The 25,379-nt window shown below is 53.8% G+C and carries 22 protein-coding genes; 1 reads left to right on the forward strand and 21 read right to left on the reverse strand.

From position 1 onward, the window contains the following. Positions 1 to 9: 9 nt before the first annotated feature. From BITS_RS05570 to BITS_RS05600, 7 genes are all read right to left on the reverse strand, one after another. Positions 10 to 849: a DUF3710 domain-containing protein gene (locus BITS_RS05570; protein WP_026642536.1), complete on the reverse strand. Its 840-nt coding sequence runs from the start codon at positions 847 to 849 to the stop codon at positions 10 to 12. A gap of 140 nt (positions 850 to 989) precedes the next feature. After that, complete coding sequence (locus BITS_RS05575; protein ID WP_026642537.1) at positions 990 to 1,850, reverse strand: exodeoxyribonuclease III; 861 nt, start codon at positions 1,848 to 1,850, stop codon at positions 990 to 992. A 279-nt stretch (positions 1,851 to 2,129) separates the two neighbouring features. Next, positions 2,130 to 4,133 (reverse strand): dipeptide ABC transporter ATP-binding protein, encoded by a 2,004-nt coding sequence (locus BITS_RS05580; protein WP_026642538.1) that lies wholly within the window; start codon positions 4,131 to 4,133, stop codon positions 2,130 to 2,132. A 30-nt stretch (positions 4,134 to 4,163) separates the two neighbouring features. Continuing rightward, positions 4,164 to 5,141 (reverse strand): ABC transporter permease, encoded by a 978-nt coding sequence (locus tag BITS_RS05585; RefSeq protein WP_407712193.1) that lies wholly within the window; start codon positions 5,139 to 5,141, stop codon positions 4,164 to 4,166. Positions 5,142 to 5,156: 15 nt separating this feature from the next. Continuing rightward, entirely contained in the window at positions 5,157 to 6,083 is a 927-nt protein-coding gene (locus tag BITS_RS05590) for an ABC transporter permease (protein WP_026642540.1), read from the reverse strand. Positions 6,084 to 6,476: 393 nt separating this feature from the next. Next, a complete protein-coding gene (locus BITS_RS05595) occupies positions 6,477 to 8,114 on the reverse strand; it encodes a peptide ABC transporter substrate-binding protein (protein ID WP_026642541.1) in 1,638 nt (545 codons plus the stop codon). A gap of 568 nt (positions 8,115 to 8,682) precedes the next feature. Further along, positions 8,683 to 9,720: a tyrosine recombinase XerC gene (locus tag BITS_RS05600; protein WP_044259577.1), complete on the reverse strand. Its 1,038-nt coding sequence runs from the start codon at positions 9,718 to 9,720 to the stop codon at positions 8,683 to 8,685. 186 nt (positions 9,721 to 9,906) lie between these two features. Between BITS_RS05600 and BITS_RS05605 the strand changes: the two genes are divergently transcribed. Next, positions 9,907 to 10,158 (forward strand): DUF6725 family protein, encoded by a 252-nt coding sequence (locus BITS_RS05605; protein ID WP_026642542.1) that lies wholly within the window; start codon positions 9,907 to 9,909, stop codon positions 10,156 to 10,158. Between the two features lie 253 nt (positions 10,159 to 10,411). Here the strand turns inward: BITS_RS05605 and BITS_RS05610 are convergent, their stop codons facing one another. The 14 genes from BITS_RS05610 to asnB form a co-directional block, all read right to left on the reverse strand. Next, on the reverse strand, positions 10,412 to 11,452 hold the full coding sequence (locus BITS_RS05610; protein ID WP_193345822.1) for a prephenate dehydrogenase: 1,041 nt from the start codon (positions 11,450 to 11,452) through the stop codon (positions 10,412 to 10,414). Continuing rightward, a complete protein-coding gene (locus tag BITS_RS05615; protein WP_026642543.1) occupies positions 11,443 to 12,420 on the reverse strand; it encodes a prephenate dehydratase in 978 nt (325 codons plus the stop codon). The genes BITS_RS05610 and BITS_RS05615 overlap by 10 nt, the downstream gene beginning before the upstream one ends. A gap of 11 nt (positions 12,421 to 12,431) precedes the next feature. Then, positions 12,432 to 12,950, reverse strand: coding sequence for an alcohol dehydrogenase (locus BITS_RS05620; protein WP_229774913.1), 519 nt, complete (start codon positions 12,948 to 12,950; stop codon positions 12,432 to 12,434). Between the two features lie 178 nt (positions 12,951 to 13,128). Next, positions 13,129 to 15,051, reverse strand: a complete 1,923-nt coding sequence (typA, locus tag BITS_RS05625) for a translational GTPase TypA (RefSeq protein ID WP_026642544.1) — start codon at positions 15,049 to 15,051, stop codon at positions 13,129 to 13,131. A 498-nt stretch (positions 15,052 to 15,549) separates the two neighbouring features. Next, positions 15,550 to 16,899, reverse strand: a complete 1,350-nt coding sequence (locus BITS_RS05630; RefSeq protein ID WP_026642545.1) for an MFS transporter — start codon at positions 16,897 to 16,899, stop codon at positions 15,550 to 15,552. Between the two features lie 80 nt (positions 16,900 to 16,979). Continuing rightward, positions 16,980 to 17,792, reverse strand: coding sequence for an NUDIX hydrolase (locus BITS_RS05635; RefSeq protein ID WP_026642546.1), 813 nt, complete (start codon positions 17,790 to 17,792; stop codon positions 16,980 to 16,982). Between the two features lie 127 nt (positions 17,793 to 17,919). Beyond that, positions 17,920 to 18,471, reverse strand: coding sequence for an SMC-Scp complex subunit ScpB (scpB, locus tag BITS_RS05640; protein ID WP_407712195.1), 552 nt, complete (start codon positions 18,469 to 18,471; stop codon positions 17,920 to 17,922). Between the two features lie 224 nt (positions 18,472 to 18,695). Next, the gene (locus BITS_RS05645) at positions 18,696 to 19,538 is read right to left on the reverse strand and encodes a segregation and condensation protein A (RefSeq protein ID WP_152571260.1); all 843 of its coding nucleotides are present in this window, start codon (positions 19,536 to 19,538) and stop codon (positions 18,696 to 18,698) included. Between the two features lie 27 nt (positions 19,539 to 19,565). Next, complete coding sequence (locus BITS_RS05650; RefSeq protein WP_026642549.1) at positions 19,566 to 20,405, reverse strand: ParA family protein; 840 nt, start codon at positions 20,403 to 20,405, stop codon at positions 19,566 to 19,568. 257 nt (positions 20,406 to 20,662) lie between these two features. Further along, positions 20,663 to 21,607 (reverse strand): site-specific tyrosine recombinase XerD, encoded by a 945-nt coding sequence (gene xerD / locus BITS_RS05655; RefSeq protein ID WP_044259582.1) that lies wholly within the window; start codon positions 21,605 to 21,607, stop codon positions 20,663 to 20,665. 122 nt (positions 21,608 to 21,729) lie between these two features. Beyond that, positions 21,730 to 22,113, reverse strand: coding sequence for a 50S ribosomal protein L20 (rplT, locus tag BITS_RS05660; protein WP_026642551.1), 384 nt, complete (start codon positions 22,111 to 22,113; stop codon positions 21,730 to 21,732). 45 nt (positions 22,114 to 22,158) lie between these two features. Beyond that, positions 22,159 to 22,353: a 50S ribosomal protein L35 gene (rpmI, locus tag BITS_RS05665; protein WP_026642552.1), complete on the reverse strand. Its 195-nt coding sequence runs from the start codon at positions 22,351 to 22,353 to the stop codon at positions 22,159 to 22,161. A 69-nt stretch (positions 22,354 to 22,422) separates the two neighbouring features. Then, a complete protein-coding gene (gene infC / locus BITS_RS05670) occupies positions 22,423 to 23,109 on the reverse strand; it encodes a translation initiation factor IF-3 (RefSeq protein ID WP_034534214.1) in 687 nt (228 codons plus the stop codon). Positions 23,110 to 23,472: 363 nt separating this feature from the next. Next, a complete protein-coding gene (asnB, locus tag BITS_RS05675; RefSeq protein WP_026642553.1) occupies positions 23,473 to 25,356 on the reverse strand; it encodes an asparagine synthase (glutamine-hydrolyzing) in 1,884 nt (627 codons plus the stop codon). Positions 25,357 to 25,379 lie beyond the last annotated feature (23 nt).

Here is a 25,379-nt window from a genome sequence, read left to right on the forward strand (position 1 = left end):
GACGATTGCTCAGCGAACCTCGGAGAACATAGGTCCTCTTGACAGCGTGGTCTTGACTTCAACCTGCTGGTCGGAATCAAACGGGCCCTTCGGCTTGTCAGGGATACTGAGCTCCTCCTGCTCTTCTTCGCTGGCCGTCGCATTGGCCGCCTTACGCTGTGCAGGAGAAACAGGAGGATGCATCGGGATCAGATCACGAGGAGCCAAAGGCTCTTCTCCTCGCTCCACAACAATATCCGCGAAGAAATGATTCAAGGCATCGCGTTCTTCGCCAGCTTCTGTCGCCGCTTTTCCTGAGAATATGCCGCGAAGCATCCAGCGTGGTCCGTCGACGCCAACAATGCGAGTCATCACGGTCTTACCGCTTTTCACCGTGACAGGCAGTTGCAGCTCAGTGCCAAACACACCTTCGACCTCGCTTGCCTTGGCGTTGGCCTGCAGCAGATCATCGCGGACATCATCCCACAATCCCATGGTCTTGGGAGCTGCAAATGCTTCGATCTCCAAGCTGGACGAACCGTAGGTTATCGTCGCACCCATGACTTGCTGGGTGGCACGGTTGGCTTTGATACGCAATTCAATGCCTCTGAGGAACGGCAAATAGTACGCGCCGACATCCAAATAGTCGTCATAATCCGGCACATGTTCATCATTGACATCCCAAGGACCGTATTCTTCGCCACGACCCTCATACACCGCTGACGGTTCGTCAGGATATGCGGATTGTTCCTCATCCTGATTCTCGTCACCTTCATCTTGTTGATCGTCCTCGACCGTTTTCTGCGAATACTTGAGCTCGTCGTCATCTTCTTCGTGACGCTTCTTCTTGCCGAATCCAAACAGACCCATGGTTCCTCGTTTCTAACAGGTTGCAACCGTGACTAGCCTAGCACCCTCATATGCGTCGACAACGCAAATTCAGCACATTCCCAGATAGCACGCTGAAGCCAGCATTCATCGCATATCGATTTGCCGTTCCGCAGCAGAACTCATACCTCATAGGTAATGGTCAATGCGGCATGATCCGACCAGCGAGTATCGTAACTAGGCGCCTTGTCGATAACAAATCCCTTTGCCGCCTGCGCGAGCTCAGGAGTGGCGAACTGGTAATCGATACGCCAGCCAGCGTCATTGTCAAATGCCCTGCCTCGCTGGCTCCACCAAGTGTATGGCCCTTGGATATCTCCTGCGAGATCGCGCATGACATCGACGAATTCAAATTCGTTCAGCCAACGGTCAATATATGCCCGTTCTTCAGGGAGGAAGCCTGCTTTGGTTACATTGCCCTTGGCATTTTTGAGATCGGCAGGCGTATGCGCAATATTGAAATCTCCGCAGAGCACAGCCTGTCTGCCACCCTTGGCAGCCTCTTCCTGCAATTGCCCAAGTCGCTCAAGCATGGTATCGAGAAAACGGTATTTCTGTTCCATCTTCACAGGATCTTCCACATCGCCATGGTGCACATATATGCTTGCCACAGTGATGTCATAGCCTTCAGGCGTAGTGATATCGTTCTCTATCCAGCGGCCGGAATCCACGTCCTCCGTCAGCCCCGGCAAACCATAGCGACGTTCAGTCACCGGCAGGTCAGACAGCAAAGCGACGCCGGCACGACCTTTGACACGACAAACCTCATTGGTGCTGTGCAAATCGGCCGCATCGGAAATAGCAGATGCGCTGACATATTCCTCACTGATTTGAGCGATTATTGGATCGATTTCTTCCTGTGGAGCACGTACTTCCTGCATACACCAGATATTCGGAGTTTTGGCCTTTGCCCAATCCAACATGCCCTTGCGCTTTGCGGCACGAATGCCGTTGAGATTGGCCGTCGTAATCGTGATCGTCATAATACCGACCATAGCAGCGGCTTGGGTCAATCATTGCCGCATCCACTCACAGACGAATGCCGATAATACCCCCCATGCTTAGTGAGCTGGACACGACGCCATTGTGCTGCATTGCATGCGTGAGATAAATGCCGAGAAACCAATTGAGGGATATGCGACGCCGAACTGAACTCAATGACTGTCAGAAACGCAATCCTTTAGTGACAATCATTGAGCGGCTTGGCACCGCATATCCCTCAAATGCACGTATTGAATTATTCAGCGCTGAAGCACCGGCACTCAGTCGAGTCCCAGCTGAAGCTTGCCTCCAGGAATGGCATCCAGCAGATCCTGCGTGTACTTCATCTTCGGATGCTCGAATACTTCGTCAGTCGTGGCATGTTCGACCAACTTGCCATGCTGCATCACCACTACCTCGTCGGCGATCTGACGAACCACCGCCAAATCATGCGTGATGAACAAGTAGCTCAGACCCTGCTCCGCCTGCAGATCATTGAGCAAACGAAGCACCTGATCCTGCACCAGAACATCCAGCGCCGAGACAGCTTCGTCGCAGACGATAACGTCCGGATTCAAAGCCATGGCTCGTGCAATGGCGATGCGCTGGCGCTGTCCGCCGGAAAGCTCGTTGGGATATCGGCCCATAACGGATTCTGGCATATTCACCATGTCCAGGAGTTCACGCACACGCTTGCGACGAGACTTGGTATCCCCTATGCCGTGGATACGCAAAGGCTCTTCTATCGAGCGATAGATGGAATACATAGGATCCAATGAGCCATAGGGATTTTGGAACACCGGTTGCACATGGCGGCGGAAGTCCAGCAATTCCTTGCCCTTGAATCCTGCAATATTCTTGCCTTCATACGTCACGGTTCCTGCAGAGGGCTCCAGAAGTTTGAGCACCATATTGGCGACCGTTGACTTGCCTGAGCCGGATTCACCCACAATGGCCAATGTTGTTCCGCGCTTCAGCGAGAACGACACATCGTCAACCGCCTTGAACATCTCCTTGCGACGAGGAAGCTTGAATTCCTTCGTCAGATGATCGACGGTAATGATGTGTTCGCTGCGCTCGAGAGCCGCGTCATCCTTGGTGTGATGTTCCTTGAGCGACTCGGCATCCAGACCTTGCTTTTGCGCCGAGATGATGCGCTGAGATGCCAGAGAAGGAGCGGCTGCGACCAAACGCTTGGTGTACGGATGCTGAGGGTGCTGAAGCACTTCGAGCGACGGACCCGATTCCACGACCTGACCCTTGTACATCACCACGATATGCTGGGCACGCTCTGCCGCCAGGCCCAGATCGTGAGTAATGAACAGCACAGCGGTTCCCAAGGAATCCGTCAGATTGTGCAAATGGTCCAGAATACGCTTTTGCACCGTCACATCCAAAGCGGATGTTGGCTCATCGGCGATGAGCAAATCCGGGCGGCAAGCCAGACCGATTGCGATCAATGCACGCTGACGCATACCACCGGAGAACTCATGAGGGAACTGACGTGCGCGAGTCGCGGCATCAGGCAAACCGGCCTCTGAAAGCAAACCGGCAATGCGATCCTCCATATTGGAACCGGTGACATACTGCTTGGCAATGGCCCAGGCTTCATCATCGCCCATACCGGCCTGAATCAGGTCATCAGCCACACGCCAACGAGTCTGAGAGCCAGCATCCCATTCCTGCTCAAAATGCTGCATGGCGGCCTCAAAACGCTCGCCATCCACACCGGCCTTCTGCAGACCGGACTTGGCAGCCTCCATCAGAGCCGGACGTTCAGCCGAGCTAATGAACAGCTCATCGTCCGCCGACTTGACGGCCACTTCGCCTCCGGCCAAGGCCGTGGCAAGTTTGGAACGCTTCTCGTGAGAGATATCCATGCCGTTGGCGACCAAAGCTTCCTTGACCTGTGTGCCAATGCGCCACACAGGGTTCAGATTGCTCATAGGATCCTGAGGGACCAGGCCCATTTTGCTGCCGCGAAGCTTGTCGAAATCCTTTGGCTTCAACTCGGTCAGTTCTTGTCCGTCCAGCTTGATCGAACCACCGGAAACATGGCCAGTACCGGCAAGCAAGCCAAGCACCGCCATAGCGGATGTTGACTTTCCTGATCCGGATTCGCCTACGATTGCGACCCACTGCCCCGGATATACGCTAAACGAAGCGTCGCGAACTGCATGCACCACACGGTTGCTATCGGTGGTGAAATCCACCTGAAGATTCTTCACTTCCAGCAAAGGGCCTTGTTCGCGCTGCAGTGCCTCAAGATTGTTTGCTGTGTTCATAACTTTACTCATCAGCGATATTCCTCACACTCACGCAGTACGGCTCTTGGGGTCAAGTGCATCCTTCACCGCATCACCCATCATGATGAATGCCAATACCGTGATGGCCAAGGCGGCGGAGGGATAGAACAGCACCATCGGGTCGGTCGTCAATACGCTCTGCGCATCGGAGATATCGCCACCCCAGCTCACAGTCGAAGAAGGCAGACCAACGCCCAGGAAGCTCAACGTAGCCTCGAGAACGATGTAGGTTCCCAACGAAGTGGTGCCGACCACAATAATCGGTGCCAAAGAGTTCGGAATGATGTGGCGGAACAGATTTCGCGTCGGAGTCGAACCCAATGCCGTGGATGCGGTATTGAATTCAAGGTTCTTCGATTCCATAACGGCACCGCGGGCAATGCGAGCGGTGGAAACCCATCCGAACAAGGCCATGACCAACACGACCTTCCAAATGGAAGTGGATGTGCGGAACATCTGGAGCACCACGATTGCGCCAAGCAGAATAGGCAGAGCCAGGAAGATATCGGTCAAACGGCTGAGCACGGCATCGATCCAACCGCCGAAGAAGCCCGCAAGAGCGCCGATCAAGGAACCGATCAAAACGACCAGCACGGTGGCCAAAACACCAACGCTCAATGAAGTACGTGTGCCGTAAATTACTCGTGCGTAAATATCGCAGCCCTGCAGATTAAATCCGAAAGGATGTCCGGCACGAGCAGGTTCCAGAGAGTTATCCAAGGTGCAATAATTCGGATCCTGGTTGGTCAGCACTTGTGGGAACAATGCCACGAATACCACCGCGAGAATCATAATTCCCGAGATGATGAACAAAGGATTCTTACGCAGCGTGCGCCATGCATCAGCCCACATGCTGGCTGCAGGAGCTGCCTCATCGACCGAATCCACCTCATGCAAAGGTGTTTCCTCGATCGGGGCAACATATCGCTCCTGACCTGGCAAAGCGGTATGCGCAGACTGGGAGGTCATCGTCATATCGTCACTCATCAGTACCTTCATTTCTTACGCGTAACGGATGCGGGGGTCAAGAGCCGCATAGAGCAGATCGACCAAGAGGTTGCATACGACGAATATGAGCATCAACAGCGTGACGATGGATACCACCAAATTCGCCTCGCCTTTCAGAATGCTCTGGTAGGTCAGATACCCCACACCATGAATGTTGAAGATCGTTTCTGAAATCATGGCGCCACCCATCAGTACACCCAGATCCTGTCCCAAATACGTGACCACAGGAATCAATGAGTTACGCAGAATATGGCGGAACAATACGGAACGGCTTCCCATGCCCTTTGCACGGGCCGTACGAACATAATCCTCGGCGATATTGGAAGAAACTTCGGCACGGGTCAGTCGAATGATATATGCCATCGAAACCGATCCCAAAACCATGGCTGGCAGCAACAAATCAAAGAATCCAGGATTTGCTCCTGCTGTCACCGGCAAAATTCCCCATTCCACGCCGAACAGGTACTGTCCCAAGAAACCGGTAACGAAAGTAGGCACTGAAATCAGCAACAAGGACACGATGAGGATGACGGTGTCGTACCACTTGCCTTTTTTCAGACCGGAGATGATACCGAATACCACACCGAACAACGCCTCAAAAACAAAAGCCATAAGTGCCAGACGAATGGTCACAGGGAATGCCCTGCCGATTTCATCGATAACGGGCTGGCCCGCAAAGGTGTTACCGAAGTCCAAAGTTAACGCGTTCTTCAGGAAGAGCAGGTATTGCACGATGAACGGCTTGTCAAGATTGTACTCGGCGCGAATCTGGGCTGCGACCGCATCATTTACTGGTTTGTCTCCGAACATTGCCTTCACCGGATCGCCCGGCAGCGCAAAGACGAGAGCGTATACCAAAAGGGTCGTGCCGAGAACCACGGGGATCATCTGCAGAATACGGCGCAGAAGATACTTGCCCATTGATTTCTCCTTATTATCTCTGACCGGAACGCTTCTACACGTTGGTCTCCCATGCCCGGTCGACAAATACGCTCAGTAGTGTACAGCACAGTGTGCACTTTTATGTAACGAACTGGATACGATGAGTTCACCATCATCATATGTCGTTGGAAGCTCTGCTTGTATCGGACAGTAGTTTTGAAGCTCCATCAGGATCTCGTTCCGCATATGCACATCACGCACTTGTGAAATGAAACCGCGGCATCGGGTTTGGTTACGCATGGTTGCAGAGTGCAAATCCGCAATGCACTTCAGCAGTGCTGGTTCCGTGTTGTTCAACAAGAATACAAAAAGCGGAGACGAATCGCTCGTCTCCGCTTTGCTCAGCTGTTGTGTTCAGCTATTACCTTCTGATCACTTGCTCATAGAAGCGTAATCAGGCAGGTTCTGCCAATTCATCTCGAATCCGGTGACGCCAAGTGCAGCAGCGCCGGAGGCATTGGAGTTGAACAGCGGGATCGCAGGCAGATCGCGAAGCAGAATCTCTTCAGCCTGCTGATACAGCTTATTGGCATCGTCTTCGCTTCCTGCAGCTGCAGCCTGGGTCAGCAGGTTGTCAAATTCGGTGTTCTTGTAATCACCATCATTCGAGCCCTTGCCATCAGCTGCTGCAGAGGAGTACAGCGGTCCGAGGTAGTTCTGGATAGAAGGATAATCTGGCTGCCAACCGGAACGGAAAGCACCCTTGATCTGACGGTTGGTCACAGCGTCACGGAACTCCTGGAAAGTCGGCATTGGAGCGCCTTCTGCGTCGATGCCCAGAGCATTCTTGATGGAGTTGGCAACTGCGTCATAGATTGCCTTGTGGCCGCCGTCTGCGTTGTATGCGAAGGTCAGCTTGCCGTCAGAAGGCCATGCGGAAATAGCATTGGCTTCGTCCCACAGCTTCTTGGCTGCATCGGCGTCATACTTCAGCACTTCGTTTCCGGTCAGGGAATCAGAATAGCCCGGAATCATTGGTGAAGAGAAGTCCACTGTAGGGGTGCAGGTACCGTTGCGCACCTTCTCGCAGATGGCGTCACGGTCGATTGCACGGGAGATGGCCTCACGGCGGAGACGACCCTCATCGGTGTTGGTGTTGAAGTGGTCGAGATCCGAAGGGATGGTGAAGGACTGGAACACGGAACCGGCCTTGTTATAAGCCTGAACCTTGCTGTCCTTCTCGAAGGTCTTGGTAGCCGAGGAAGGAACGGTTTCCATGGTGTCAAGGTTGCCTGCCTGGATATCACGGTAGGCTGCCTCATCATCGGTGTAGACCTTGAAGGTGACGCCATCGTTCTTCACGTCGACATTGCCCTTGTAATCGGGGTTCTTCACCACGACGATCTGGGAGTTGTGATCCCACTTGGAGAACTTGTACGGTCCGTTGCTCACAGGATTCTCGCCGAATGCCTTAGGATCCTTGTAGAAGGATTCAGGCAGAGGAGCGAAAGCGACGTAACCGATCTTGGTGCCGAATACGGAATCGGGCTGATTCAGGTCAACGGTGAAGGTGTTGTCATCCACGACCTTCAGACCGGAAAGCTGCTCATCACCGTTGAGGCCATCCTTCTGCAAATCATCATATCCTGCGATGGTCTCGAAGAAGGAAGCGCCCAACTGTGCGTTCTTGGCATTGGCGGTGTAGCTCCATGCCTTGGTGAAGGATTCTGCGGTCACAGGAGTTCCATCGGTGAACTTCCAACCGCTCTTGAGCTTGATGGTGTACTGGGTGGAATCAGCATTCGGCTCGACTGACTCTGCCACTTCGTTGCGCGCATTACCCTTGACGTCGAAGGACACCAAACGGGAGAACAGCAAATCGAGAACCTTGCCGCCGCCGGTCTCATTCGTGTCGCCTGGAATCAATGGATTCTGAGGCTCAGAATTAAAGGCGGTGATAACAACTCCGCTGCCGCTATCCGAGGCGTTGCTCCCGGATCCGCCGCATGCTCCAAGCAGCAGGGCCAATGAGCAGGCCGCCGCCGCGAAAGCGAGTGCTTTCTTCTTCATAGAATCTCCTTGACTGTGTGTGGCAGGCACGATGCCCGCCATCATCGCGTACACGAAAACCAGTGCCTCTCAACACCAATTGCTTGTAATACGCTGATAACTCCCTATTGTTACCCATGACACAGTCAATATGCAATCCGTACTTTGGTCCGTATACTGGGCCGGTGGCGGCAGATGCCAGGCTGCATAGTCGAAGCGTGAAATCGGTTCTAAACGTTGGAATAGCAAGGAAAGCATCAATGTTACAATCACACGAATCCTCAGGAAATTCGTTATGTCACCACGACGGTATCGTATTTCCGACGTGTTAATTTTGCCTTTGCAAATGTCTCACCATGTGATATTCGAGGTTCAGCAAACTTGAAACGCCATGCTGTCTTTGCAAGCACTAGACAAGAATCATTTCGCCAACGACGCATCAAATCAGTAACGCTGCAATCTTCGTCTATGTCACCGCTATTCCCGAATTGCTATCCAATAACGCATTACAAAAAAATAAGACCTATCTCCCCCTGCTGAAAATCCAACCGAGTCGGAACCACAAGGCCGCAAGATGCGCAGCTACGGCTCAGGCACGAGGGAACGCCTGACGATATCGATCTTTCAACTGTTCGATGGATACATGGGTATATCGCTGCGTGGTCGAAAGCGATGCATGCCCCAGCATCTCCTGAACCTCGCGCAAATCAGCGCCACCATTCAATAGATGCGTTGCCGCACTGTGGCGCAGGGCATGCGGCGAAATATCCGGCACGCCCGCCTGCTCGGATGCATGATGAACGACTTCGCGAACAATGCGCGTGTCGATTCGCCCTCCTCGTGCCCCCAGAAATACGGCGTTATGCGAATAGGCCGTGCATAATGCATCACGGCCGCGCTGCAGCCAATCTTCCATGGCCTGGGCAGCTGGGAGACCGAAAGGCACAACCCTTTGTTTATTGCCTTTACCGGTGACTCTCACCGTTCGATCAGACCAGCGAATGTCATCGATGTCCAATCCTGCCAATTCCGCCACTCGTATTCCGGTCGCATACAGTAACTCAACAATCGCCGCATCACGGAGCGCAATAGCCTCCCTGCGCGCAAGATCTTCGCTGCGATCGTCCGGAATCGGCTGCTTGTGCCGTTTGTCGAGATGCATATGTGCACCGGCATCACGATCCAAAACCTCATCCTCTTGGCATTCGACTTCTTCGGCATGCTCATGCACAGCTTCCATCAATTGACTGGCCTGCGATTGAGAAAAGCACCAAGGCAGTGTCATCGGGATTTTAGGCGTGCGCAATGTGGCCGCGGGATTGGTCTCAATGAGGTCATGCTCATATGCCCATGCAAAAAATCTTCGCACTGAGACCGTTTTGCGAGCCATGCTGGACCGAGACACAGTTCGCGAGCGCACAGCCATCCATCCTCGAATATCATCGATACTTACGTCGTTGAGCATATCGACACGATTCGCAATGATCTCCAGACAATCCTTGACATCTGTGACATATGCGTGAATCGTATGCTCACTAAAGCCCCGGTTTGCTCGAAGATATTCGGCAAATCTGTCGAGTGGAGCCTTCCACCAGCCGTGTTCCCTATCGCTTCGCTGTTGTGCCATGCCGCCTCTATGAGCTATGCCTATTACTTCCATGATTGTAACCAACGGAGGCAGTGCAGCGACACCGACGCCTTATGGACGGTTTCTTCATGGCTCAGAGCGTGAAGAGTACCATGGAAATATCGGTGATACCCCGCCGACAGGCGTGCAAACCGGCCACAGCGCTTCAAGGTCAGGAGGCATATCATGACGATTCCAAAGCATATTCCCACCGGTGCGCGCATTGTCGTGCGCACTTTTGACGGTGTCGACGAACATGATCAACGCATGAAATTCCGCGATTTTGTGGGACATGTGCGCTCCTGGGATGGCCAGTCACTTGATTTGATGCGCGATGCTGCAGCCAATGGCTCAAGACCTGCTCAACACGTGGTCATTCCTGCCGATTCCATCGCCACTATCAAGCCCATCCCTGAGAGGCCTCAGCCTCGTCCGTGATCTTGAGTCGATTACAGGTATTGAGCAGGGCAAGACCAGTCCAGATTTCACCGCTGAGATGAGGAACTCCTCGAACTTCGCAATGGGCGCTTCACCACTGGTGACCAATCAGCCATGGAGCGCCCTGAATTTTGACATATATCATCGATTGTCATCTGCACGGCGCAGCAGACTTCATAAGTGCACAGCAGAAATGGTCGTGGCGACACCATATGGATTGCATAATCTAGCTGCACTACGGCATCAGACAGTGCTACTCGATATTGTGCAATCCCAACCCAGTAACCACGGATGCGATATATCCATGTGCCGTTTGGGCAATTTCTTCGATCCGCTCTCCCCTGCGTGCGGATTCTAGCAAAGTGTTTTGCCACCCACCGTCCTCAAGTGCCAAAGTCATCTCTTTGCCATTGTGTATCGCAGCGTCATGCCCGGCGTGCCTGCGCTCGATGGCTTTGTAATCACGGAATGCCTGACCATGAGCGAAGAATTCGGCAATGCCGCCATGGTCTCCTTCATGCAAGGCGTCTGCAAGAGCGTCCAGTCTTCGAGCCATCGAACGGAGCAAGGCTTCAACATTTTCGGCGTCTTCATCAATCATCGCACGGGTACGCTCAGGATCAGTGAGAGCAACGCGCGTCATATCCCGCCAAGACCCGGCTGCCAAAGCGGCGGCAATATTACGATTATCGTCATCCACCAACTGATTGATAAGCGCTGTTGACACGGCGTGGGGCATATGGGAAATAAGCGCCGCAGCACGGTCATGGGAATCATCGTCGACAACGATATATCGATTGCCGACACCACGAGAAATGAGTTCCCCAACCATGGCGCAACGCCACAGATCGCTTCCTTCATCCACGGTTATGGCCCACAGTGCGTCGTCATACAATGACGGGTCCGAGGCTTCGAAACCAGAGAACTCATTGCCTGCCATCGGGTGGGCCCCGATATATCTGTCTGCCAGCCCTGCCTCACGAACCTGTTCGCGAACCATCCCTTTGACACTGCCGACATCGCTGAGCGTGACCTTGGGATTCAGCAGCACCTCATGAAGTTGCGCCAGAATCGATGGCATTGCCTTGAGGGGATTGCACAGCATGATCACATCAAGGGATTGCGCCGCCAATTCAGCCAACGTATCCACGCAATGGATGCCTTCGCTTCTTGCTTGGTCATATGGCCTTGGTGTGCGGTTCCATGCAGTCACGGCGTATCCATTGTGCACCAGTCTTCTCGCCAAAGATCCGCCGATAAGTCCCAGACCTATGACGCCAACATTCATGACCACAATAATTCCCTTCCTGGCAGCTGTGCGTGTTTCCATTGCGTATCGTCCAACGATTGCGGGACCATATGCACTCCACCTTGCGGCAACATCCAGTCATCAACCGGAGGATTCGGGCGTTCGCGCCTCGGATACACAGCCAGTGTTTTCACCCAGTCACCATGCTCAACGACCTCTTCCAAAACGGCTTTCAGTCGCGGTTGCCAAGGAGCCGCATCGATTGTGGCAATGAAACTATATGTGCCATCATGTCCCTTGATTGGCCTGGATATGAAACTGGTCATATTCATCCCTGCGTCACGAAGCACATCCAACAGGTTTGCCAGCACCCCAGGGCCGGTACTCAGTGGAATAAACGTTATTACCGTCTCATATTCCTCAACATCCTGGTTTCTGCTCGCAGACAATAACCCCGGCGCATCATCGCGTGGAGCCAGTACGAGGAAATCAGTATGCGCACCGCGATAATCCTGCACCTGGGACTCCAAGGTATCCAGGTCATACAGCTGCCCGCATATCGAGGGTCCCAAAGCCACTTGGCCATCGCTCACATCACGGCAAGCCGCCGCATTCGAGGCCGCCGGAACCGGGGTGAGATTGTGGGATCGAATGAACCCCGCACACTGCGCCAAACCGTGCGGGTGCGCACTCACCTCTCGAAGTTCTCCGCAATATTGCTTGGGAACAAATGCATCGAATTGCACATCGATGCCGATACGAGCGACACCAACGGCATTATCGGCATCGATCAATGCATCCAGATTGGGAACGACATAACCCTCAACATTGTTTTCCCACGCCAAAACACCCCATGCCCGGCCTGTTTGCACAGCGGACATTATGGCAGGCACTCCATCGCATGCGACCAATTCCACACGGTTGACCCCATACAGCGATTGGATGTGCTCAGATGCCTCCAAAGCTGCCTGATGAGTGAAGGAACCTGCGGGACCGAGAAAACACAGTTGCAACGGATCTGTCTTCACCTCTGCTTGCCTTTCTCCACATCTGTCTGGCGAGATGTCCCGGCACGTCTTGACCGCGCTCCCCTCTTGTCGTTCCCGATTCCGTCAGCTTCAGGGATGACGAAGCATTTCGATGGCACCAGAAGCAATATCACCTGAATGAGAATAATGCCGAATAACCAGAAGTAGCCGGCATATTCGGTGAAATACGGCATCGGTACACTGAATCCGATTGGTATCACCACATCGCCACCTGGACCATATTGCGACATGAACCACGTCACTGTGGAAGAAACGGTCAGATGCCACGCCAATCCTGCAACACCCTGGCGGGATCGAGAGCACCATGCACTGACCAACACCAGCAATAGAGCGAGAGCCAAGCCATAAGGGATATTATCCACGGCACCCATGCGGTGAGCCATGGTGCCGATCAGGGCACTGGCCACTGCCGACGCTGTGGTTACCGCGGTTCGTATAGGGGCCGACTGCCGATGAGACCATGGAAGACTCGTGCGCTGGGAAGAAGTTGCCATGGTGTCCAGTATGCCCCAGCGGGTAGGCATCGGCATGGAGGCTTTTGTCCTATGGAACGATTCGATAGCCAAATCATGCATCAATAGTTGAGGATTCACATCATTGAATCCGACCGGATATGACGGTGCCCTCTGCATGCGCACACGCAGAGGGCACTATGGTCAAGCGAACGGTGAATCAGGCGTTGTTGTTCTGACGACGCTGCTTGGCACGCCACTTATACCATTCATCACGGCTCAAGATGATCTTGCGGATACGAATGGATTCTGGAGTGACCTCTACGCATTCGTCTTCGTTTGCGAAGTCCAAAGACTCCTCAAGACTCATCTTGATAGGAGGAGTCAATGTCTCCAAGACATCAGCGGTCGCGGAGCGCATATTGGTCATATGCTTTGCCAAGGTGATATTCACATCCAGCTCGTCAGGCTTGTTGTTCACGCCCACGACCTGGCCTTCATACACAGGGCTTTGCGGGTCGACAAAGAAGTTTCCGCGAGCCTGCAGACGCTGCATGGCATATGGGGTTGCCACACCCTGACGGTCCGCCACCATGGAACCGTTCTGACGGGTGACGATCGCGCCTGCCCAAGGTGCGAAGCCAGCTGAAATGGAGCTTGCGATGCCCGTGCCGCGCGTAGCGGAAAGCAGGGCGGTGCGGAAGCCGATCAGACCGCGGGATGGAACGGTGAACTGCAAACGAATCCAGCCGGATCCATGATTGCTCATGGACTCCATACGGCCCTTGCGATCCGCCATGAGCTGGGTCACCGTGCCCATGTATTCTTCCGGAACATCGATTGTGGTGTTCTCCATTGGCTCATTCACTGTGCCATCGATGGTCTTGGTCACCACCTGAGGACGACCAACGGTCAATTCATAACCTTCTCGACGCATCTGCTCAGCGAGCACGGCTAGTGCAAGTTCTCCACGACCCTGTACTTCCCAAGCGTCAGGACGGTCGGTGGGAACCACCTTGATGGAGACATTACCGATAAGTTCACGATCAAGACGGTCCTTGATCATACGGGCGGTCAGCTTATGATCCTTGCCTTCGGTACCGGCCAGAGGAGAGTCATTGGTGCCGAAAGTCATGGAAATGGCAGGCTCGTCCACGTGAATGAGCGGCAATGGCTTGGGATCATTGGGATCCACAATCGTCTCGCCTATCATAATGTCGTTCACGCCTGCCACAGCGACGATATCGCCGGGACCTGCAGATTCCACCGGCGTACGCTCCAAGCCCTGGGTGCGCAGCAGTTCAGAAACACGGAAGTTCTCAATGGACCCATCCACACGAGAAAGACCATAGGTCTTGCCCTTTTCCAAAGTGCCGTTATAGATACGTACCAAGCCCAGACGTCCGAGGAAGTCGGAAGAGTCGATATTGGCCACATGTGCCTGCAGAGGAGCGCCCTCTTCGTACTGAGGAGCAGGAATATTGGTGATTATGGACTCGAAAAGCGGCTCCAGATCGTCATTATCTGGCAAGCTGCCGTCAGCCGGCTGGTTGGTGGAAGAATATCCGGCCTTGGCTGCGCAATAAATAACCGGCAGATCCAGCAGGGAATCAAGGTCGAGATCAATGCCCTCTTCAACGACGTCCTGCGCCAGACCAAGCAGCAAATCAGAGGCTTCTCCGACCACTTCTTCAATACGTGAATCCGGGCGATCGACCTTATTGACGCACAGGATAACCGGAAGCTTGGCTTCCAATGCCTTGCGCAAAACGAAACGTGTCTGTGGCAGTGGGCCTTCCGAAGCATCCACCAGCAACACGACACCATCGACCATGGAGATGCCGCGTTCCACTTCGCCGCCGAAATCAGCGTGTCCCGGAGTGTCGATCACATTGATGGTGATGCCCTCGGGATGATCGTATTTCTCCGCCAAAGGACCTGTGTATTGCACAGCGGTGTTCTTGGCCAGAATGGTAATGCCCTTCTCGCGTTCCAGATCATTGGAATCCATGACACGGTCGGGAACTTCCTCGCGTTCGTTGAAAACGTGGGACTGCTGGAGCATAGCGTTCACCAGCGTGGTCTTGCCGTGGTCGACGTGTGCCACAATTGCTACGTTTCGAATATCGCCGCGAACAGCCATCGAAAACCTCTCTTAATAATCGTCATTGGGGGATTGTTCTACCCGAGAATTCGGTACATACACAAACCAACAAAACAATAGCGATATTCCTTGACAGAATTCGATGAAATCCATCCCTGCAGGGTTTGAAGGTCTGTTTCGCTTTTCATCACAAGTCTGCTGGCGCAATGGTTGTACTCCTGGCAGCTCCTAGATGGAAGCGGAATCCTTGCTGCCAGTACAACCATGATGACCCGGGCAACCATTGTGACCCGGGCAACCATTGTGACCCGGGCAACCATTGCAATCCGTTAAACCATTGAGACCACTGCATCCACGATATCCATAATGACACGGTCAGCACTATTTGTTTCACCTGCAATATCTTTACGAACGCAGATGCCGCCTGGATGGAATGGATCTCATCCAGGCGGCATTGCTCTCCCTATCCCCTATCGGACTTTCCATATGACACTAGCGAAGCCAGGTTGGAAAAACCACCAACACGAAGGGACAGAATCAGTCTTCGAGGCTCTTGCCCTGACGCTCCGGCAGGCACAATGCAACAAGGCAGGCGACGATAAATGCCACAGCGAAAATCACGAAGGCTATCGTTTTGTCACCGGAAGACAGGGATAGGAACCATGGCATCATCAATGGGGCGACTATGGCTGCAATACGACCGACAGCGGCAGCGGCACCCGAAGCAGCGGCGCGCATGCGGGTCGGGTAGATCTCAGGGGTCACTGCATACAGCACTCCCCAAGCGCCGAGATTCGATGCCGAAAGCACCATGCCGAAGCCGATGACCGCAGCAACCGAACCTGCCTGCGAGAAGCAGAAGGCGGCAATTGCGGAGACTGCGAGGAACACCGAAAGGGTACGGCGTCTTCCCCACACTTCCACCAACCATGCAGCCAAGAAGTATCCAGGCAATTGTGCCAAGGAGATGATCAATACGTAGCCAAAGGACTTGGTCAAATTGCCGAACTGATCGGTGAGCAGACTCGGCATCCAGGTGAACGCTCCATAATAGGAGAAATTCACGAAGAACCATGTGGCCCAAATGGCCAGCGTACGCGCACGGTAGCTTCCGGAGAAGAGTTCTGCGACGGAGATCGATGGCAAAGGCTTGGAGCGTGGGCTGTCAACAGGCGCGATGCCACTGGCTGATTCGAAATATCGTACAGCGCGTTCGGCTTCGTCATCTCGCCCCTTGGACTCCAAGAACCTCACCGATTCTGGGATGTGGATTCGCGTCACAATGGCATACAACAAAGGCAGAGCACCGATCAGGAGCGCCCAGCGCCATCCCCAATCGCCTGTGCTAGGAATGACGAAGTATCCAATGCAAGCTGCGGCAATCCAGCCCACGGCCCAGAACGATTCCAAAAGCACCGTCATGCGACCGCGATGTTTGGTTGGCGAGAATTCAGACACCAATGTACTGGCCACTGGCAATTCTGCGCCCAGACCCAAGCCGATAACAAAGCGTGCGGCAAGAAGGACCGCCAGAGACCATGCGAAAGCCATCGCGCCGTTGGCCAACCCAAAAATCACCAGAGTCGCGGTAAATACGGTTTTGCGGCCGAAATGATCTGCGAACATGCCGCCCAATGCCGCGCCGATGGCCATGCCGACGAATCCGATCGACAGTACCCAGCTCTTTTCCACTGTGGTGAGATTGAAATGCGGATCCGCTGCTATGGCAGCCACAACGAAGGACACCAATCCCACGTCCATGGCGTCAAAGGCCCATCCAACGCCCGAAGACACCAACAGTTTGCGGTGTGCCTTGTTCAAAGGCAAGCGGTCAAGCCGCTCATTGCGCGTCAATGCAGGCCTGTCAGGGCTCTGTGTTGCGGTCATTTCTTCTCCATTTCACTGGTATGACGCCCAAGTAGAAACAACACCCACTCGGGCAAATGTTGACGATTATGTGCGAGAAATCACCGAGTAATCGGATTCGCCCACGGCATGAGAGGGACTATGGCAGCGTTAGCATCCTCGGATGCCTCAGCGGCATCCTCCAATGTCCTCAATTCCTCTTGTGTCCAACCATGCAGAGCATCAGCGTCATGATGCTCCTGCATGCGGTATCGATACACCATCGCAGGACGCTGTCTGCCCTCGCGGATCTTGTCTCCGGTTTCCTCCAACTGCCCCGAAGCGAGCATTTTGCGGCGGAAATTTGCCACATCAATCTCGCTTCCCGTCACCGCTTCAAATACCCTATGCAATTGAGCAAGCGTGAACCGTTCTCCGATGAGGCGTGAGGCCACACGCGGATAGGCGACATTGTGCCGCAACCGGGTCAGGGCAAAATCCACTATGCGCCGATGGTCGAAAGCGAGCTCAGGCAAATGCTTCTCGCTGAACCATTGCACATTGGTGGTTGTGGTGAAATCGACCGATTCCACTCCTCCGACCAGAGCCCAATAGGCAATCGACACCATCGGCAAGCCGGAAGATGAACGTTTCGGATCGCCAAAGGCATAGAGCTGTTCGAGGTATTGAGGACGTAAATCGGTTGTGGATGACAATGCTTCGTAGGCGGCCTGTTCCAGGGACTTACCGCTGATAAGCGATCCGCCAGGCAAAGCCCAGCGTCCCAGAAAAGGCTCGCGGACGCGTTTGACGAGGGGCATCCAGAGCGTTCCGGGAGTGCCGTCATGCTCATCCGGCCCCAAAGCGAGCACCACGACGGATACTCCGATTTGCGGTGGCTGCATCCGGCGTTCCGAAACATTGCCAAAGCCCATGCGTATCGCCTATTCTCTATGCGTTTTCGTCAACAAACACAGCCTAACACCACTTATAGTCAATATGACTATAAGTCAGAATATGGGCGTTCACATCCGCAATGACACACGGAATTTCCGCGTATTGTCACGGCATGTCTGGTGACATACCGTTTCGCATATCATTCGAATCAGGGAGCATAGGAGCCAATGACGGCAGCTCTTCCACAGATGCAATGCCCATATAATCCAAGAAGAGTTCTGAAGTGCCCAGCAAAGCGGCACGAGTCTCCTCATCGACACCGCATTCCCGAATCAAACCCCGGACCATTAACGAGCGGATCACACCATCCGAATTCACGCCGCGTATCGCCGCAACCTGCGCACGGGTCATCGGCTGCTTATACGCAATGATCGCAAGTGCCTCCAAAGCCGCCTGTGACAATCGTGCGTTCTGTCCATCAGTGATGAACGCGGAGACCACCTGTTCATATTCCGCTCGACTTGCGTATTGCCAGCCTCGAGCGGTTTTTCTCAATTCAAACCCTCGCATCTCAGGCAATGCTGCACCATCGTCGCCATCCACACTCGTACCTTCATATTCCTTCTGCATACGAAGTAACGTTTCTTCGATCTCCTCAACACCGGCAGAAAGAATGCGTGCAAAATCCTGTGCCGTCTGCGGTTGATCAGCAGCCATCAATATAGCCTCAAGGCAAGCTTTCAGACCTCCGGGGAAATCATCGACATCAATACGGCTCGTATGGGGTTTCGGTTGCGCAACCTTGGTGTCTGCAGCCGGCGCATGGCCCACCTCATCGGATCGGTCTTGCTCGGTTGCCCCATGCATTACGGCTGCTTGAGAATCGGCGCTGACAATGGCCTCATCTGAGCCCCGCCCTGTGCTTCCCTCTTCACTCTGCATCACGCAAAATCCTCCTCGCTCATCACCTTGTCCGATTCTTGCGTAGCTTCGCCCGACCATCGCAGATGCAATGGAGCAAAAGGTCCCTCCTGCCGAAATTGCACCAGACCCTGCTTGAATAACGCCAGTATCGCCAAAAATCGCGCGACGACTTCACTATTGCCGTTCGTCCCCTGCACAAGCTGGTCAAATGTGATTGATTCGCCACGCTCAAGGCCACGCAATCTGCGCTGAACGATTATCGACTGTTGCTGAAGATCCACCAAAGGCACATGCAATTGGCGTACCGAAACCTCCTGGCTGGGCGCATTGCTCATGGCCTGAACGGCAAGTCTTGCAAGCTCTTCAGGGGTCAGTGTCCACACAAGCTGAGGCAACAATGCTTCAAAGATGCCATCAACGAATGCAGGATGTGCGAATCGTCCTGCATTGTGCGCGATTCGCATACGGAACGTATCGGCCGCAAGCCGGAAGGCGCGATATTGCAATAGGCGTGCGAATAGCAGATCGCGTTCACGCAGGGCTTCCATATTGTATTCGTCGCGTTCTTCGGACTCGTCATGCGGCAAAAGCGACACGCTTTTGGCCTCCACCAAAATAGAAGCCACATCCAAAAACGCACTGGCCTGCTCCATATTTGCCCCGAGATCCAAACCGCGCACATAGGCCAGGAATTCTTCGGTTATCGCGGATAAGGAAACCTCTGACAATTCCAAACGCTTATTGGCAATCAGCCCCAGCAATGCGTCAAATGGGCCACTATATACATCAAGATCAACGACAAAGCCGGAACCGACTGCTGACGATTCCGGACTTTGGCCGACGCTTTCTTGCAACTCCACGGATGCACCTGCACACAATCGAATGCGTTATGCCACAATGCCCTTTGTGACCAGTTCACGTGCTATCTCACGGTATTCCTTGGCCGTTTTATGCCCTGGGGCATATATGGTTATCGGAGCCGCGGCAACCGTGGAATCCGGAAGCTTTATGGAACGCGAAATAACCGAATGGAAGACCTTGTCCTGGAACGCTTCGTAAATACGCTGCAGCACTTCTTCGCAATGCAGGGTGCGCGTGAACATCGTGACCAGCACACCATACACTTCCAGCCCTGGATTGATACGCGACTGCACTTTTTCTATGGACTGCATCAGCAAAGCCACCCCGCGCAATGCGAAGAATTCCGCAGCCACTGGAATAATCACGCCATCTGCGGCAGTCAGCGCATTCACCGTGAGCAATCCCAACGACGGTTGGCAGTCGATGATGATGACGTCATATTCATTGCGCACCTTGCGCAGCACTCCGGCCAAAACCTGCTCGCGACCCACTTCGGTGACCAGCTGCACCTCTGCTGCCGAAAGGTCGATATTGGCAGGCATGACGTCGATGTTTTCGAACTCGGTGTGTTGAATCACCTCATGCACATCAATGGAATCATTGAACAACGCTGTATACACCGTATTCTCCACAGTGTTCGCGTTAACACCCAAGCCAACCGTGGCAGCGCCCTGCGGATCAAAGTCAACGATCAAGACACGGCGGCCATACTGGCTCAAGGCACCGGCGATATTAATGGAACTAGTGGTTTTGCCCACGCCACCCTTTTGATTACACATCGCGATAATGCGTGCAGGACCATGTTGTTGCAACGGTTCAGGCACGCGGAAAGTCTCATACTCTCGTCCAAGCATATCCGTAGGCATAATGTTCACCTTATCAAATGGTGTACTCACTGCATCGTCAACCGGTTGCACCGCAATAGTCCCCGAAATAGGCAGTACACCCTGAGCAAAACCGTTCCTGCGGATGCCTCCGTGCACCGCGCCTTCATCCTTACCGGACATGGGCTACTCTCCTCATGCATCAGGTCACACATGGCGACGCCTCACATGGGATACCCTACCACTTCTCTTTCGTAGCATGCCGTATATGAGGGGTCGCAAGCCGTGACGATGCCATTTCAACGAGCCCTCGGATGGGCCGTGGCATATGTTTCCATAAGGGCCTGCGGGCTGACATGCGTATATATTTGCGTTGTGGTGACACTGGCATGTCCGAGCAATTCCTGAACCGTACGCACATCCGCTCCTCCCTGTATCAGATGTGTGGCAAAGGAATGCCGCAAGGTGTGCGGATGCAAATGCTTGGACAAGTGGGCACGTTCGCCGGCCAGAGCAATGATCTCCCACGCTGATTGACGTGATAATCGTCGTCCGCGCTTATTGAGGAAAATGGCCCTGCGCTCAAAGCCGCGCTTCGATTTGGACTCCAGAACACTTCGTCCAAGATGCACATAGCGTTCCAGTGCATCGCATGCATATCTGCCAACTGGCACCAATCGCTGTTTCGAGCCCTTACCCGTTAGTCGCACAACACGTTCCTGCAGATCGATATCCTCCAGATTGGCTCCGACTGCTTCAGAAATGCGCGCCCCCGTGGCATAGAGAAATTCCAATAAGGCATAGTCGCGCAGTACCACAGGATCTTCGCTGCCATGCATAGCGGCGGTGTCCAACAGTCTGTTGACCTCATCAATTTCCAGAACATCGGGAAGCTCCTGTGCAGCCTTGGGCGCTTTCACCGTAGACGAAACATCTTGAGACACCGCATGCTGTGCCACCGCAAATCGATGCCACTCATGGATACTGGCCAAACGCCGCGCCACACTGCGTGTGCTCTCCCCCTGTTCGACCAACCAAGCGACATATTCTTCCACATTGCGCACGGTGATCTGGCGGGGATCGTGAATGCCATGCGCAACGAGCCACTGCACATATCGTTTGATATCAGACTCATATGCACGCACCGTTGCCTGTGCCAGACCCCGCTCAACGCCAATATAAGCAATGAACTGTTCGTTTAATCGCGCATAGGCCGAGTAATCATCGGACACCGACGATGGCATTGTCTGCAGTTCTTCGGTATGTAATCCCGTGGCGCTCATACTCCCACCTCACCGCACCGTTGATACAACAAAACCCCGCCAATATATGACGGGGTTTCATATTCTACGCTAGCTTCGGCTACTCAGGCAGCCACAGGAGCGTTGATGTCGGCAGGCAGAGCGTTCTTTGCTTCAGCCACAATTGCGGTGAAGGTCTCAGGATCGGAGACAGCCAGCTCAGCCAGAGCACGACGATCCAGCTCGATGCCAGCCAAACGCAGGCCCTGCATAAAGCGGTTGTAGGTGATGCCTTCAGCGCGGACGGCAGCGTTGATGCGCTGGATCCACAGCTTGCGGAAGTCGCCCTTGCGTGCCTTGCGGTCACGGAAGTTGTAGGTAAAGGAATGCAGCAGCTGTTCCTTTGCCTTACGATACAAACGGGAGCGCTGACCGCGGTAACCCGAAGCCCTCTCGAGAACGACGCGACGCTTCTTATGGGCGTTGACTGCGCGCTTTACACGTGCCATATGTTTTCCTCAGCTTTCTTTTAACGTCAGTAACGATCGGGCGGCTTACAGGCCGAGCAGCTTCTTCATCTTCTTGGACTGTGCCGGAGCCAAAACCTCATCAGCCTTCAAGGCACGGCGCTTACGAGCCGACTTGTGCTCAAGGTTGTGGCGCATGGCGCTACCGGCCGACATCAGCTTGCCCGATCCGGTGACACGGACGCGCTTGGACGCGGCGGAATTCGTTTTCATCTTCGGCATTGCTGCCCTCCTTGTGGTTTATGTTCAAATCTTGAATGACGATCGAGATCAATGCCTACGGCAGTCTCATCACTTGCTTTCTTGGGCTCCCGCTTCGGCAATCTGCGCCTTGGCCTGTGCCGCAGCCTGAGCCTGTGACTCCTGCTTGGCAGCCAATCGTGCCGCCTGACGAGCCTGGCGTTCAGCGCGGGACTCCGCACCACGACGGCGTTGCTCTGATTGGGTATGCACCTTCTTGCCCTTGGGAGCCAAGGTCATGATGATATTGCGGCCTTCTTGCTTCGGAGCGAATTCAACGCTGCCGTATTCCTCGACCTCTTCGGCCAGACGTTGCAGCAATTCGACACCGCCAATCGGGCGCGACTGCTCGCGTCCGCGAAGCATGATGGTGACCTTGACCTTGTCTCCGCCATTGAGGAAGCGGATGACATGACCCTTCTTGACATCGAAATCGTGGGCGTCGATCTTCAGACGGAAGCGAATCTCCTTGACTTCGGCCGTGCTTTGATTACGACGTGCCTCACGAGCTTTGATCTTCTCGTTGTACTTGTATTTGCCGTAATCGATGAGCTTGGCGACCGGAGGCTTCGCGTTAGGCGCAACCTCAACGAGATCAAGGTTCGCCTCCTTGGCCAGGTTCAATGCTACCGAGGTCGCGATGACCCCGACCTGCTCGCCTTTCGGCCCGATCAGGCGCACCTGGGAGACGCGAATCTCGTCGTTAATGCGTGGTTCGTCGCTGATGATGACTCCAATCCTTCATAGTTCTTGGCCGACACGTCCCATGAAGCATGCAAAGTCGAATTCACCCTGCAATACGCACTGAAGCATATTGCACACAGCAATGTTGACTTCAAACTCTTATCAACAATCGCTCACATCGTTCTCCAACGATGCTGTGAACCCGAAACCATACAAGGCTTCCAGGTGGGGCGCACCCACTTTCTTGACTTTCTCAAGCCGTCGACAAGTGTATCACATGTCTTGACACAGGCGACACGCCAAGGCCATATATGCAATACCGCAGCAGGTACCCTTCAACAGCTCATTCACCGGCCTCAGGGCTCCGCAGCCCAACGCGATGGTCATGCAATACCGCAGCCTTCCCCATTGAGGAATTCACACCGTTGCAGGCTCAGGTTTGGCTCCGTCATGCACAAAGAATACGTCGTACCACGTAAGGAAGGAATACACCGTCCAGATCTTGCGCCGATCATCGCTTTTGCCTTCATAATTGTCATCAATCATCCGCAGCAAGGCATCCTGGTCGAAGAATTGCGCAACATAATCGCGTTCAAAGACCTCACGCACCAAACGATAGAACTTTTCCTCACGAAGCCACTTCGAAATGGGAACAGGAAATCCAAGCTTCTCCCTGTCATACCATTCCTTCGGCAGATGGCGTGCAGCCGCCTGACGGAACGCGAATTTCGTATTCTCATCATTGATCAAATATTTGGTAGGCACTTTCTGCGCCACCGACATCAATTCCTTGTCAAGCAGCGGGACACGCAGCTCAAGCGAATGCGCCATGGTGAGCTTATCCGCCTTGAGCAGGATGTCGCCGGGCATCCACTGATGCATATCTAGATACTGCTTCTTTTTGATTTCAGACAGTCCTTTGCCTGCAATGCGGGCATAAATGCGCCCTACGATATCCGCAACCGACGGGCCTTTGCGATATTCAGGCTTGAGCAAGGCCTTGGCTTCCGATTCACGGAATACCTGAGCCTGTCCGATAAAGCTTTCTTCGGCAGGTGCCAGATTCGCATACAAATGCCACGCGCCATGGAAGGTCTTGCCCTGCGCAAACCGAGCAATGGCGTGGCGTGCCGGGGCGGGCAGATGCGTCAACCAGCGAGTCACCATCTTGATGATCTTTGAACGGGTATGCACGCCATATCCAAGATATCCGGCAAACAATTCATCCGCTCCCTCACCGCTGAGCACCACGCGAAGATCTCGTGAAGCGAGTTCCGAAAGGAAGAACAGCGGCACGCAGGAAGGATTGGAATCAGGCTCATCCAAATGCCATTGGATCTGAGGGAAGTATGAGAACGCGTCTTCCCCATCCAAGGTCTCGGATGTGTTATTGAGTTTGATTAATTGCGCCAGCTCCTTGGCCTGCTGCGATTCGTTGTAGGTTCCCTTGCCAAATCCTATCGAGTAGGTATGTTCTGGACGGGCGACGGCAGCCACATAACTGGAATCGACACCGCTGGAGAGGAAGGAACCTACCTCCACATCTGCTATCTGATGGGCAGCGACCGAATCCACCACGGTTTGATCGATATCCTCCACCAGGTCATCGAGATTCTGCTTGCTCTCTTCGAAATTGCAATCCCAATACTCATGAATATTCATGCAGCCATTGCGATAAGTGAAGTAGTGGCCCTCTTTGAGTTTGAACACGCCTTTGAAAAAGGTCTCATCGGTTGCGGGGTACTGGAATGTCATATATGGCTTGAGGGCGTCCTTATTGAGCTCCTTGACGAAATCGGGATGCTGCAACATGCTCTTGATTTCCGAGGCATACATGAAGGTGCCGTTCATCGTGGCGTAATAGAAAGGCTTGATGCCGAAATGATCGCGAGCGCCGAAGAGCTCCTGGCGCGTGCTGTCCCAGATGACGAAGGCGAACATACCACGGATACGTTCTAGGAGCTTGCCCCCCCATTCCTCATAGCCATGAAGCAGTACTTCAGTGTCGGATTGCGTGGTGAAGGTGTGTCCGGCCTTGATCAGGGCTTCACGCAAGGGACGGTAATTGTAGATCTCACCATTGAAGGTAATCGCCATGGTGCCGTCTTCATTGAGGATCGGCTGGTTTCCGCCGCCCAGATCGATTATGCTCAGTCTTCTGAATCCCAAAGCGGCATGGGCGTCCACGAATTGACCCTCAGAATCCGGACCACGGTGTGCTATCACATCGGTCATTCGTTGCAAAACGACTCGCTTGCTATCTTCGGCAACATTGTTTACGAATCCCACAATCCCACACATCGCTACGGTCTCACTTTCCTGCG

This window comes from Bifidobacterium tsurumiense (assembly GCF_000741765.1).
Classification (GTDB): Bacteria; Actinomycetota; Actinomycetes; order Actinomycetales; family Bifidobacteriaceae; genus Bifidobacterium; species Bifidobacterium tsurumiense.